Source organism: Achromobacter spanius, from assembly GCF_002812705.1.
In the GTDB taxonomy this organism is placed as follows: Bacteria; Pseudomonadota; Gammaproteobacteria; order Burkholderiales; family Burkholderiaceae_B; genus Achromobacter; species Achromobacter spanius.
This window is the reverse complement of record NZ_CP025030.1, coordinates 2,981,766-2,994,667: the sequence shown is the minus strand read 5'-3', so window position 1 is coordinate 2,994,667 and position 12,902 is coordinate 2,981,766. Positions and strand designations below refer to the sequence as shown.

11 protein-coding genes are annotated in these 12,902 nt (G+C 64.9%); 4 read left to right on the top strand and 7 right to left on the bottom strand.

Features of this window, described 5'->3' with window-relative positions; all coding sequences use genetic code 11:
• Positions 1-26: 26 nt before the first annotated feature.
• From CVS48_RS13600 to CVS48_RS13585, 4 genes are read right to left on the bottom strand one after another with little or no spacing between them, the layout of a single operon-like run.
• The gene (locus tag CVS48_RS13600; RefSeq protein WP_100854914.1) at positions 27-1,973 is read right to left on the bottom strand and encodes an ABC transporter ATP-binding protein; all 1,947 of its coding nucleotides are present in this window, start codon (positions 1,971-1,973) and stop codon (positions 27-29) included.
• A gap of 3 nt (positions 1,974-1,976) precedes the next feature.
• The gene (locus CVS48_RS13595) at positions 1,977-2,873 is read right to left on the bottom strand and encodes an ABC transporter permease (protein WP_167400994.1); all 897 of its coding nucleotides are present in this window, start codon (positions 2,871-2,873) and stop codon (positions 1,977-1,979) included.
• Positions 2,873-3,889 (bottom strand): ABC transporter permease, encoded by a 1,017-nt coding sequence (locus CVS48_RS13590; RefSeq protein WP_100854913.1) that lies wholly within the window; start codon positions 3,887-3,889, stop codon positions 2,873-2,875. Before CVS48_RS13590 ends, CVS48_RS13595 begins: the two co-directional genes overlap by 1 nt.
• Entirely contained in the window at positions 3,889-5,451 is a 1,563-nt protein-coding gene (locus CVS48_RS13585; RefSeq protein WP_242001288.1) for an ABC transporter substrate-binding protein, read from the bottom strand. Before CVS48_RS13585 ends, CVS48_RS13590 begins: the two co-directional genes overlap by 1 nt.
• A 226-nt stretch (positions 5,452-5,677) precedes the next feature.
• On the opposite strand from CVS48_RS13585, the gene CVS48_RS13580 reads away from it, so the two are divergent.
• Complete coding sequence (locus tag CVS48_RS13580) at positions 5,678-6,175, top strand: V4R domain-containing protein (protein WP_100854911.1); 498 nt, start codon at positions 5,678-5,680, stop codon at positions 6,173-6,175.
• 15 nt (positions 6,176-6,190) lie between these two features.
• Entirely contained in the window at positions 6,191-6,901 is a 711-nt protein-coding gene (locus CVS48_RS13575) for a GntR family transcriptional regulator (RefSeq protein WP_100854910.1), read from the top strand.
• A gap of 22 nt (positions 6,902-6,923) precedes the next feature.
• Here CVS48_RS13575 and ybaK read toward each other — a convergent pair whose 3' ends face one another.
• The 3 genes from ybaK to CVS48_RS13560 all read right to left on the bottom strand — a co-directional run bounded on the left by ybaK (position 6,924) and on the right by CVS48_RS13560 (position 9,421).
• On the bottom strand, positions 6,924-7,412 hold the full coding sequence (gene ybaK / locus CVS48_RS13570; protein ID WP_100854909.1) for a Cys-tRNA(Pro) deacylase: 489 nt from the start codon (positions 7,410-7,412) through the stop codon (positions 6,924-6,926).
• A gap of 45 nt (positions 7,413-7,457) precedes the next feature.
• Positions 7,458-8,441 carry a site-specific tyrosine recombinase XerD gene (gene xerD / locus CVS48_RS13565; protein ID WP_100854908.1) on the bottom strand — a complete coding sequence of 328 codons (984 nt, stop codon included), beginning with the start codon at positions 8,439-8,441 and terminating at the stop codon, positions 7,458-7,460.
• Between the two features lie 65 nt (positions 8,442-8,506).
• Entirely contained in the window at positions 8,507-9,421 is a 915-nt protein-coding gene (locus CVS48_RS13560) for a LysR substrate-binding domain-containing protein (protein WP_100854907.1), read from the bottom strand.
• A gap of 136 nt (positions 9,422-9,557) precedes the next feature.
• On the opposite strand from CVS48_RS13560, the gene CVS48_RS13555 reads away from it, so the two are divergent.
• Both CVS48_RS13555 and CVS48_RS13550 read left to right on the top strand, forming a co-directional pair.
• Positions 9,558-11,240, top strand: a complete 1,683-nt coding sequence (locus CVS48_RS13555) for a thiamine pyrophosphate-binding protein (protein ID WP_100854906.1) — start codon at positions 9,558-9,560, stop codon at positions 11,238-11,240.
• A 132-nt stretch (positions 11,241-11,372) separates the two neighbouring features.
• A complete protein-coding gene (locus CVS48_RS13550; protein WP_100854905.1) occupies positions 11,373-12,566 on the top strand; it encodes an acyl-CoA dehydrogenase in 1,194 nt (397 codons plus the stop codon).
• Positions 12,567-12,902 lie beyond the last annotated feature (336 nt).

Genomic DNA, 12,902 nt, shown 5'->3' with positions numbered 1-12,902 from the left:
TCTCCTGTGCGTTTCATGGTTTCGGGTCAGGCAGCGGCGGCTTGCGCCAGGTTTGGCGCGGGCGTATCGCCAATGGGTATCGGCGTCCAGGCACGGCTGGCCGAATCCGGCGGCACGGCGGCGATCAGCGCGCGGGTGTAGGCGTGCCGAGGCCGTTCAAAGACCTCATCCACGGGCCCTTGCTCCACGACCTTGCCTTGGTGCAACACCAGCACACGCGTGCACAAATAGCGGACGACGGCCAGGTCGTGCGACACGAACACCAGGGCAATGCCCAGTTCTTCTTTCAGCCGCAACAACAGGTTCAGGATCAGCGCCTGGACCGACACGTCCAGGCCCGAGACGATTTCGTCGGCCACGATCAATCGCGGCGTCACGCATAGCGCGCGGGCGATGTTGACGCGCTGCTTCTGCCCGCCGGATAGCTGCGAGGGCAGGCGGTCCACGGCCTCTGGCGGCAGGCCGACCGACGCCAGCAAGCGCAGCGCGGCCTGCAGTCGCGCCGAACGCCCCGTGTTGGCGCTTGTGCCAGCGGGCGCGGCTTCCAGAATCTGCGTCACCAGCGAACCCACCGAGCGCCTGGGATTCAGGGCGGAATCGGGGTTCTGAAATACCAACTGCACGTCGTGCGGGTCCGCCAGCGGCGCATGGCCGGAGGCCCGCCGCAACGGGTTGGCAGAGGGCGTGTCGGCGGGACGCTCGGACGTGGCATAGGCAATGCGGCCCGCGCTTGCCGGAACCATTCCGGCGATAAGGCGGGCAAGGCTCGTCTTGCCACTGCCGCTTTCACCGACGATGCCCAGGAACTCCCCCTGCGCGACGGACAGCGACAAGGGCTGCAAGATCTGCAGTTGGGGCCGGGCCTTGAACAGACGCGCGCGCCCGGGATAGCTGAGCGCAACGTCGCTAAGCGTCACCACCGGTTCCGCGCTTGAGGGCGGCACTGCGCGCATCGCCAGGAACGCGGTTCCGTCGTCGTCAGCCGGGGCACGTAAAGGCGGAATGGACGGCAGGCAACGCGCGGCGCGCTCGCCGCCACGGTCTAGCAACGCAATGTCGCGCTGGCCGCAAACGTCTTGACGCGACGGGCAGCGAGACGCAAACCGGCATCCTCGTAGCGTGGCGAAGTCACGCAAGCCCGGCATGAAATCGGGCAAGGTGCGCAAGGCCTGCGTCGGTGCCGCCATGCCTGGCGCGGATTCCTTCAGGCTGCGCGTGTAGGGATGCAGGGGCTCGTCCAGCACCTGGCGCGCCGAACCGAATTCCACCACTTCGCCCGCGTACAGGACGGCGATCGAATCGCAGACGTGCGCGGCCAAGCGCAGATCATGGGTCACCAACACCACCGACGTTTTATGGCGCCGTTGTTGTTCCGCCAGCACCCGCATGATCTGCGCCTGGGTGATGACGTCCAGCGCCGTGGTGGGTTCGTCGGCAAAGATCAGCGCCGGGTCGCCGCAGAACGCCATGGCGATCAGAATGCGCTGGCACTGTCCGCCCGACATCTGGTGCGGATACCGCGCCAGCATGCCAGCCGCGTCGGCCAAGCCGACCTCGTGCAGGCGCTCACAGGCATAAGACTCGTGCCGCGCCGCCGGTATGCCCACATGGCGCAGATGCTCGAACAGTTGCTGGCGCACCGTCAGCGCGGGGTTGAGGCCCGACAGCGGCTCTTGCGGAATGAAGGCAATCTGCCGCCCCAACATGGCGCGGCGTTGCGCGGCTGGAAGCTGATTCAAATCGGTGCCACGAAAATGAATGGCGCCTTGCGTGATCGTGAACCCGGGTGGCAAGCTGCCCGCCACCATGCGGCCCACCATGCTTTTTCCCGCGCCCGATTCGCCCACCAGGCCCAGCATGCGGCCCTCGGGAACCTCCAGGTCTATGCCGCGCAATACGGCGGCGGGCAGGCGCTGGCCGCCCACGTCGACGTTCACGGTCAGCGTCAGGTTCTGCAAGCTCAACAGCGACATGGCCTAGTTCCTTCCACGCTTGCGCGGATCCAGCATCTGGCGCATGCCGTCGCTGAGCAAATTGAATCCGAACACCGTCAACACAATGCCGGCGACCGGCGCGATCAGGGTCCAGATGGCTTCCTGCATGGTGCTGCGGGCGTCGGCAATCATCACGCCCCAGGCAACGACGTCGGCCGGCACCGACAGCCCGACAAAGCTGAGGATGGCTTCGACAATGATGGCGATGCCGATCTGCAGGCTGAACAAGGTAAGTATCAGCGGCACCAGGCCCGGCAGCATCTCGCGCAGCATCACGCGCATATGGCCAAAGCCCATCAGCCGCGCCGCCGTCACATAGTCGTTGCGGCGAATCTTCAAGGCCTCGGCCCGCACCACCCGGCAGAACCGCGTCCAGTCCACCAGCACGATGGCAAGAATCACGTTACCCACGCCGGTGCCCAGGCCCACCATCAATATCAGCGACAGCACCACGGGCGGAAACGACATCCACAAGTCCACCAGATAGCCGATTGCCTTGTCCACGCGGCCGCCGAAATAGGCAGCCACCAGGGCCAGGGTGCAGCCCACCAGCATCGCGCCCATGGCGGCGCAAAGGCCCACCCACAAGGCCACGCGCGTGCCGAATATCAGGCGCGACAACACGCAGCGGCCCAGGCTGTCGGTACCCAGCGGATATTGCGACAACCCATCCGCCGCCCAGGCCGGCGGCAACAAGGGAGACAGCAGGTCCTGCGCCAGCGGATCGTTCGGCGCGATGGCGGGCGCAAACAACGCCACCGCCAGCAGCGCCAGCACAATCGCCCCGCCCAGCGCTGCCTTGGGCGATGCGCGCAGGGCCAGCCACCAGCCAGACAGGCGGACCGCGACCGGGGCCGCGCGGAAATTCAGCGTCGTCATCAGAGGTCTCTCAAGCGGGGGTCAATTACGGCGTACAGGCAGTCGACGCTGGCATTGATCAGCAGGATCACCGCGCAAAAGACCAGCGAAATGCCCTGGATCAGCGGCAGGTCATGGTTGCGAACCGCCTGCACCATCATGTTGCCCATGCCGGGGAACGAGAAAATCATCTCGATCAGCAAGGTGCCGCCAAACAGAAACCCGAACTGCACGCCGATCAGGGTCAGCGTGGGCAAGAACGCGTTGCGCAGCATGTGGCGCAGAATCACGCGCCGTTCGGGCTGACCGCGCAGCCGCGCGACGGCCACGTATTGTTCGTGACTGGCTTCCAGCAGGCTGGCGCGCAGCACCCGCACGATCAAGGGGCTAAACCCCAGCGCCAAGGCCAGCGCCGGCAACACCAGGTGCGATGCCGCGTCGCCCCATGCCGCCCAGCGGCCCTGCAACAGGAAGTCCAGCAGCACGAAGCCGGTGGGGCCCGACATGGCCACGTCCGAACTGAACCTGCCCGAGAACGGCAGGATGGGCCAATGCACGCCAAAGCCCAGCATCAGGAATATTCCCCACAGGAACCCGGGGATGGAGATCAGCAGCACCAGCCCCGTGTCGGCCACCAACTCGCCACGGCGATCATGCAGCACGTACAGCAGCAAGCCGCCCGGAACACTGATGGCAAGCGCCATGATGAGCGCCACGATCGATAGCTCCAGCGTGGCCGGCAAGGTGGTGGCGATCAGTTGCGTGACCGGCACGCCGGAGCTGATGGAACGCCCCAGGTCGCCGTGCAGCACCTGCCCGAGCCAGATGCCGTATTGCACGATCAGGGACCGATCCAGCCCCATCGTGTGCCGCAAGGCCTCGACTTCGGCGCTGGTTGCGCTGGGCGGCAGCATCATGCCCAAGGGGTCCGCGGGCAACAAACGCAGCACCACGAAGACCACCACGGACAGCGCCAGCATGGTGGGCACCGCCACCGCCAGCCGCCGCACGAAATGGGACACCAGCGCTGCCCACATCAGCGGCTCCAGCGATACGTCGCAGGCAGGATGTAGCCGGTTTGATAGACCTGCATGTCCACGGACTTCTTGGACGCCACCGTGGCCACGGACTGCAACAGCGGCAGGCTCCAGGCGTGTTCGGTGGCCTGGCGCGCCAGCTCGCGGTAGCCCTGAATGCGTTTATCAGGGTCGGCCTGGGCCGCCAGCGCGTCGATGGTCTTGGCCAGTTCCGGTTCTTTCCAGGTGGAAAAGCGCAGGCGCGGGTCCAGGATCTTGCCGGCGAATATTTCGGGGTCGCCGGTGGCATTGGCCCAGCTGTACAGCATGACGCCAGGCACCTTCGATGAATGGCTCAGCTCAAGGTACTTTGCCAGCGTGATCTCTTGCAGATCGGCCTGCACCCCGATCTGCGACCACATCTGCACAATGGCGCGCGCCATTTCGTAGTCGCTGGGAAAGGTGTTGTTGGTCGACAGGAACTGGATCTTCAACGGCTTGTCCGGCCCGTATCCCGCGCGTGCCAGCTCGGCCTGCGCCGCGGCCTTGTCGAACGCATAGTTGAACCCGGCCACGTCGCCCGGCGACCCGGGGGTGGCCAACACGGAAAGCGGCTTGGCCACGTTGGCGTAGAAAGCCTTGGAGATGGCCTGCTTGTTGATGGCCAGGTGCAAGGCGCGCCGCACGTGCTCGTTCTGGAATTCCGGCACGTAGCTGGGAATTTGCAGGATGAAGATCTCGCTGTACGGATAGACCTCGGCCTTCAGCGCGGGGTTCTTGTTCAGGCGATTGACTTCACGCAGTGGAATTTGCACCGCGACGTCGGCCCGACCCGATTCCAGCATCGCCACGCGCGCCGACGAATCCGGCACGAACTCGAACACCACGCGCTTGATGGCGGGTTTCGGCCCCCAGTATTTGTCATACGCCTCCAGCACCACGCGGGAGCCGCGTTCATAGCGCACGACCTTGTACGGACCGGCGCCAATAGGCGCGGCCTTGAACCCGTCTTCGCCCACTTTTTCGAAGTAGGCGTGGGGCAGGATGTACGAGGTCAGAAAACCCAGGTAGTTCGGCGCCGTCGGGGTCGGTGTGGAAAACACCATCGTGGCTTCGGTGGGGCTGGCGACTTGAATGTCTTGCAGCGCACCGAAGAAGCCGTTGATGGCCAGGCGCTTGTCCTGCTTGGGACGGTCCAGGAAGCTGAACTTGAAATCGTCGGTGGTCAGCTTGGAGCCATCGTGGAAGGTCACATCGTCGCGCAGCACGATGCCCAGCCGCATGTTCTTGTCGTCCAGCCAGCGCCAGCTTTTGATCAGCGCCGGTTGCAGCTTCAGATTCCCGTCTATGAACAGCGCGGAATCGAAGACCGCCTTGTACAACGACTGCCCCGCCGGGAACGTGACGGCGGTGGGATCCCATGAGGGCACGTCCACCGGATACGCAATCTTCAGCTCTTCACCTTGCGCGGCCGGCTTGTCCGCCTGAGCCCACGCCGAGGACGCCATCAGCCCACTACACACCATTGCCAGACAGGCCACCACGGCTCTGCCAAACCACCTTACCCACCATGCGTCAATCATGAACGGCCTCCGATATCGGAATCGTTGCAAAGGCGCCCGGCACCGCCGCGCGAACAGTATACTGTTGTGAATTTAAGCACTAGTAGTTGAACTTTAAACTAATTATTTACCCTAGTATCAGCGGTTTAGTACTCACTTAAACAATATATTGTTAAGGGATAACCCCGCCCCAACAGCCGCTGCACCCGCCTACACAACCCGCCGGCCCGGCGATGGAACAGATCAAATGGGACAACTTCAAGAACGCCTGGTATGGGACGCCGATGCAGGCGCCATCCTGGATGCCGACCGCCGCTACGTCATGCTGCGCGCCGACGTATTGATGGGACTGTTCGCCGCCCTGCCGCCCGCGCAACGCGACGCAGCACTTGGCAGCCTGCAGGCATCGGTGCGCAGCCACGGCGGCGCCTCCGCGCGGGCCTATCAGGCGCAAGGCGCGCCCGACCGCGTGCAGTTCCTGCAGGTGATGACGCAAGCCGCCGCCGACCTGGGCTGGGGCGTCTGGCGCTTCCAGACGGAGGGCACGGACGCGCTGGCGCTAGAGGTGGACAACAGCCCATTCGCGATGGCCGTCACCGCGTCCGACCGCCCGGTCTGCCATGCGATTACAGGTATGCTGGAGGCCGTCAGCGCATTGGTCGCGGGCAAGGCAAGCACGTTTCGCGAGACCAGGTGCGCCAGCATGGGCGCGCCTTGTTGCGCGTTCCAGGCGCAAAACGATTAAGGCCGGCAGGCAGTGATGAAGGCAAAAACCACAACAAGAGACACGGCGCGCAAGCCGAACCTGCGTGAACAGGTGTACGGCATCGTCCGAGAGCGCATACAGATGGGCCTGATCCGTCTGGAAGACCGGCTGGTGGATCACGACATTGCCGAAGAGCTCGAGGTGTCGCGCATGCCCGTGCGCGAAGCGCTGATGCAACTTAAAAGCGAAGGCTTGCTGGAAGGCACGGCGCGCGGCTTCGTGCTGCGCCGATTCACGCTGGGCGAGATGAACGAGATTTTCGAAATCCGCACGCTGCTTGAACCCGCCGCGGCCGCCGCGGCCTCGGTACACGCCGGCCCCAAGGGCCTGGCCGATATGAAGGCTGCCCTGGAACGCGCCGAAGACGCGCACGCCCGCACCGACATCGACGAATTCATGCGTAGCAACGCGCATTTCCGATCGGCCTGGCTGACGATGGTGCCCAACCGCGAACTGGCCGAGGTGATCTCGCGCTACATCGATCACGTGCAGGTGGTGCGCCTGGTGACGATGGACGACCAGGAAATCCGCAGCATCATCCTGCAGGGCATGCGGGGCCTGTACGAAGCGTTTCTATCCGGCGATACCGAACTTGTGCGCATCCGCATGCTGGGACACGCCCGCGCGGCGGCGGCCTGCTATTACAGCGCCTATCAAAAGATGCTGGAGCAATCTGCCCAAGAGCAGGCCTTAAACCGCGCCTGACTGCTGCGCGGCCGTCGCGGCCCTATTCCAGTGCCACGGACACCGGCTTGGCGCCCAACACCGTCACCAGGGCGTTGGGGTCGATGCCGATCAGGTAACCGCGCCGTCCACCGTTGATGTAGACCACCGGGTAAGTCAGCACGTCGGCCTCGACCCACACCGGCATCTTCTTGCGGGTGCCGAAGGGCGACGTGCCGCCCACCTGGTAACCGGAATGCCGCTGCGCCACCTCGGGCTTGCAGGGCTCGACCCGTTTCAGCCCCGCCTGGCGCGCCAGGTTCTTCGTGGAGACTTCGCGGTCGCCATGCATGACGACGATCAGCGGCTTGGCGGATTCGTCTTCCATCACCAGCGTCTTTACGACAGCGTGCGGGTCCAGGCCCAACTGGCGCGCGGCTTCGCCCGCGCCGCCGTGGTCCACGTAGTCGTAGGTGTGTTCGGTGTAGGGCACCTTGTGCTGCTTGAGGAGTTGCGTGGCGGGGGTTTCGGATACGTGGCGGGCTTTGCTCATGGTTTGCCGGATCAGAATAGATAAAGGGAACGTCGTCGCGGGCGGCTAACCGCGCGGATGGTGCGCGGCGTGCAGCGCCTTCAGGCGCTCGCGCGCGACGTGGGTGTAGATCTGCGTGGTGGAAATGTCGGCGTGGCCCAGCAGCATCTGCACCACGCGCAGGTCGGCGCCATGGTTCAGCAGGTGCGTGGCGAAGGCGTGGCGCAAGACGTGCGGCGACAGCGGCGCGTGGATGTCGGCCAGCAACGCATACTTCTTCACCAGTTGCCAGAACGCCTGGCGCGACATGGCTTCGGCGCGGCCGGTGATGAACAGCGCATCGCTTTGGCGGCCGGCTGCCAGCTCGGGGCGCGCGGTTTTCAAATACAGGTCGATCCAGTGAGCCGCCTCGGCGCCCAGCGGCACCAGGCGGTCTTTGCCGCCCTTGCCCAGCACCACGCGCACCACGCCTTCATTCAGGCTGACGTCCAGCGCGCGCACGCCCACCAATTCAGACACACGCAAACCGGTGGCGTACAGCGTTTCCAGCATGGCGCGGTCACGCAGGCCGCGCGGCTGCGTGACATCGGGCGCGCGCAGCAAGGCGTCCACTTGTTGCTCGGACAGGGTCTTGGGCAGGCGCGGCGGCTGCTTGGCGGCGATCAGGGTCAGGCAGGGGTCGCGTTCCGAGCGGCGTTCGCGCAGCGCCCAGGCAAAGAATCGGCGCAGCGCGGCCAGGCGGCGGTTGGCGGTGGTGGCGCGGGTTTCTTCGTGGCGGAAGGCGAACCAGGCTTCGATGTCGGCCTTTTGCGCGTCGCACAGCGGTTTGGCCGGTTCCACGGGCAGTGCCTGGGCGCTTGCCGCATCGCCATGGCGATCGGCCATTTCGCGGGCATAGGCTTCCGGGTCTTCAAGCCAGCGGGCGAACCCGGTCAGGTCGCGGCGGTAGGCGGCCAGCGTGTTGGCCGACAGGCCGTCTTCCAGCCACACGGCGTCGATGAAAGCGTCGATATCGGCTTGGGAGGCAAGCGCTGGGCGGGCGGTCGTCATGCCCTTCGGCGTTTCCTTCGCTGTTTGCCTCGCTGTTTGCCTCGGTGTTCCCTTCGTCATGGCCTTCATCGTTCCCCCACCCCTGCCGCCGCGGACTTCAGCCAGGTTTCGAAGAGCTTGAGCGCATCCGACCGCTCGCTGCGCTGCGGATAGCCGAAGTAATACCCCTGGCTGACCGTCAGGGATTGCGGCACGGGCATGGCCAGCGTGCCCTGGTCCAGCGCGGGTTGGGCCAGGAAGCGCGGCATCAGCCCCACGCCCAAGCCGGCCTGCACCGCCGCCATCACCATGGTGAACAGTTCATAACGGGGGCCGCCCGCGGCCTGCGGGCCATACAGATGGTTATTGGCGGCATACCACTGGCGCCAGGCGTCCGGCCGCGAGGCCAGGTGCAGATGCGTCATGCCGGCCAGCACGCTGACGCCCGCCTCGGCCGTCTTGGCGGCGCGGGCGGCAAGCGCGGGCGCGCAGACGGGCACCAGTTCCCGCTCGGGAAACAGCAGCCCGCCCTGGGTGCCGGGCCACAAGCCGTCGCCATGATAAAGCGCGCCGTCGAACGGCTGGTCTTTGAACTGGAATGGCAAGGTGCGCACCGACAGGCTGACGGTAATGTCGGCATGCGTCCGCTGGAAGTCCGCCAGGCGCGGGATGAGCCAGGTGGTGGCCAGCGTGGGCACTACCGCAATGTGTATGCTGCGGCCCATGCCCGTGCGGCTGACCAGGCCGAAGGTATCTTTTTCGATCTGGTCCAGATGGTGACGGATCCGGCCGGCGTATTCGGCGCCGTGATCGGTCAGCACAATGCGCCGCCGCACGCGCGTGAACAACTGCACGCCCAGCCGCGCTTCCAGGCTGGCCACCTGCCGGTAGACGGCGCTATGCGTCAGGGACAGTTCTTCGGCGGCGCGGGAAAAGCTGCCCAGCCGGGCCGATGCCTCGAACGCCTGCAGGGCGGTCAAGTTGGGAATGCCGTTTCTCATGTTGCAAAACTGCCTGAAAGCCAACGGGCACTACGTGCCGGGGAATCAATAGATTGTGCAATTTTATCAATTGCGTTGTGCGGCCAGGGCACATATCCTCAAAGGTCTTATCCTCGGCTCACCACGACACCCCACCATGTCTCAGCAAGATTCCCGCCTTGGCGGTCACATTCTGGTCGACCAATTGGTCGCCCAGGGCGTCAAACACGTTTTCTGCGTTCCCGGCGAGAGCTATCTGGCGGTGCTGGACGGCCTGCACGACGCGGATATCAAAGTTACCGTGTGCCGCCAGGAAGGCGGCGCGGCCATGATGGCGGACGCCCACGGCAAGCTGACCGGTGAACCCGGCATCTGCATGGTCACCCGTGGCCCGGGCGCGTCCAACGCGCTGGCCGGCGTGCACATCGCCAAGCAGGATTCCACGCCGCTGATTCTGTTCGTGGGCCAGATCGAACGTGGCATGCGCGAGCGCGAAGCCTTTCAGGAAATGGACTACCGCGCCGTGTTCGGCACGCAGGCCAAGTGGGTCACCGAGATCGATCAGGTCGAGCGCATTCCCGAACTGATCTCGCGCGCGTTCCACATCGCCACGTCCGGCCGCCCCGGCCCCGTCGTGATCGCGCTGCCCGAAGACATGCTGGTGGAAGCGGCCAAGGTGGCCGACGCCCCGCGCTACGAATTGATTGAATCCGCGCCCACGGCCGGCCAGTTGGCCGACCTGGAAAAGCTCTTGGCCGACGCCAAGAACCCTGTCGCCATCCTGGGTGGCACCCGCTGGGACGCCCGCGCGGTGCAGCAGTTTGCTGATTTCGCGCAGCGCCATGCGCTGCCCACGGCGGTGTCGTTCCGCCGCCAGATGCTGTTCCCGGCTGATCACCCCTGCTTCATCGGCGACGTGGGCCTGGGCATCAACCCGGCTTTGCTCAAGCGCGTGGCCGATGCCGACCTGATCCTGCTGGTGGGCGGCCGCATGTCCGAAAACCCCAGCCAGGCCTACACGCTGCTGGACATTCCGGTCCCGAAGCAAAAGCTGGTGCACGTGCATCCCGACACCGCCGAACTGGGCCGCGTCTACCGCGCCACGCTGGCCATCAATACGTCGCCCGCTGCGTTCGCCGAGTCGCTGGGCAGCCTGAAAGCGCCCGCCAAGCCCGTGTGGGCGGAAGGCACGCAGGCCATGCGCGAGTCGTACCTGAAGTGGAGCGACCCGGAAACTGTCACGACCCCGGGCGCGCTGCAAATGGGCCAGGTTATGGCGTATCTGGAAAAGACGCTGCCGGCCGACGCCATCATGACCAACGGCGCGGGCAACTACGCCACCTGGCTGCATCGCTTCCACCGCTTCACGCGCTTTGGCACGCAGTTGGCGCCGACGTCGGGCTCGATGGGTTACGGCCTGCCCGCGGCAGTGGGCGCCAAGCGCGTCTGGCCTGACAAGACGGTTGTCTGCTTTGCCGGCGACGGCTGCTTCCTGATGCACGGCCAGGAATTCGCCACCGCCGTCCAGTACGACCTGCCCATCGTGGTGGTGCTGGTCGACAACGGCATGTACGGCACCATCCGCATGCACCAGGAAAAGCACTACCCCGGCCGCGTGTCCGCGACTGAACTCAAGAACCCGGACTTTGCCGATTACGCGCGCGCCTTCGGCGGCCACGGTGAACGCGTCGAGACCACCGAACAGTTCGGCCCGGCGTTCGAACGCGCCCTGGCCAGCGGCAAGCCGGCCATCCTGCATTGCTTCATCGACCCCGAAACCATCACCCCGTCGACGACCTTGGAAAAGATCCGCGACGCGGCGCTCAAAGCTCAGCACTGAACCCTCGACCGGGCGGGCAAACACGGCGGTGCGCCCAGGCGCGCCGCCCTCGGAAACCCGAACTTGCCGCCCGAATTATTTTAGGTTTAAACTTTCTAGATTCCGAATACGGATCCATAGCGGAGACCCAGCATGTCCTCGAATCCTTCTTTTCAATGGCAAGATCCCCTGTTGCTGGACCAGCAACTGACCGAAGAAGAACGCATGGTGCGCGACGCCGCCTATGCCTATTCGCAGGACAAGCTTGCCCCCCGCGTGCTGAACGCCTTCCGCAACGAGAAAACCGATCCGGAAATCTTCTCGGAAATGGGTGAACTGGGCCTGTTGGGCGCCACCATTCCTGAAGAATACGGCGGCGCTGGCATGAACTACGTCAGCTACGGCCTGATCGCCCGCGAAGTCGAACGCATCGACTCCGGCTACCGCTCGATGATGAGCGTGCAGTCGTCGCTGGTAATGGTGCCGATCAACGAATTCGGCAGCGAAGCGCAAAAGAAGAAGTACCTGCCCAAGCTGGCGCGCGGCGAGTGGATCGGCTGCTTCGGCCTGACCGAACCCAACCACGGTTCCGACCCCGGCGGCATGGAAACCCGCGCCGTCAAGACGTCCGACGGCTACAAGGTTTCCGGCAACAAGATGTGGATCACGAATTCGCCGATCGCGGACGTGTTCGTGGTGTGGGCCAAGTGCGTCGGCGGCGACTTCGACGGCAAGATCCGCGGCTTCATTCTGGACAAGGGCATGAAGGGCCTGTCGGCCCCGGCCATCCACGGCAAGGTCGGCCTGCGCGCGTCGATCACCGGCGAAATCGTCATGGACGAAGTGGAAGTGTCCGAAGACCAGATGATGCCCGGCGTGTCCGGCCTGAAGGGTCCGTTCACGTGCTTGAATTCCGCCCGCTACGGCATCGCCTGGGGTGCCGTCGGCGCCGCTGAAGCCTGCTGGCACACGGCTCGCCAGTACACGCTGGACCGCAAGCAATTCGGCCGCCCGCTCGCCGCCAACCAGCTGATCCAGAAGAAGCTGGCCGACATGCAAACCGAAATCACGCTGGCCCTGCAAGGCTGCCTGCGTTTGGGCCGCATGAAGGACGAAGGCACCGCCGCCGTCGAAATTACGTCCATCATGAAGCGCAATTCCTGCGGCAAGGCCCTGGACATCGCCCGCCTGGCGCGCGACATGCTCGGCGGCAACGGCATTTCGGACGAATTCGGCGTGGCCCGCCATTTGGTGAACCTGGAAGTGGTCAACACCTACGAAGGCACCCACGACGTGCACGCCCTGATCCTGGGCCGCGCCCAAACGGGCATCCAGGCGTTCTATTGATCGCTTGTCAGGCTTGAATGAAAATCCCGCCTTCGCGATGAAGGCGGGATTTTTTTTGGGTGGCACCGTGATGGGTTACGCGCGCTATACGACAGGGTCCTTGCCCCGACATCCCCGCGCCGCACCCATCCTACAACGCGGTGCGGCGCGCGATGCGCCAGCCAAAAGCGCAAACTCATCAATCACCGCAAGCCCGTAGGATGGGTGCAGCGCGCGATGCATCCACCAAACACGCAGCCGCCACCGCGCAAACCCATCATCCACCGCAAGCCCGTAGGATGGGTGTGGCGCGCGATGCATCCGCCAAACGCGCAGCCTCCATCGCGCAAACCCATC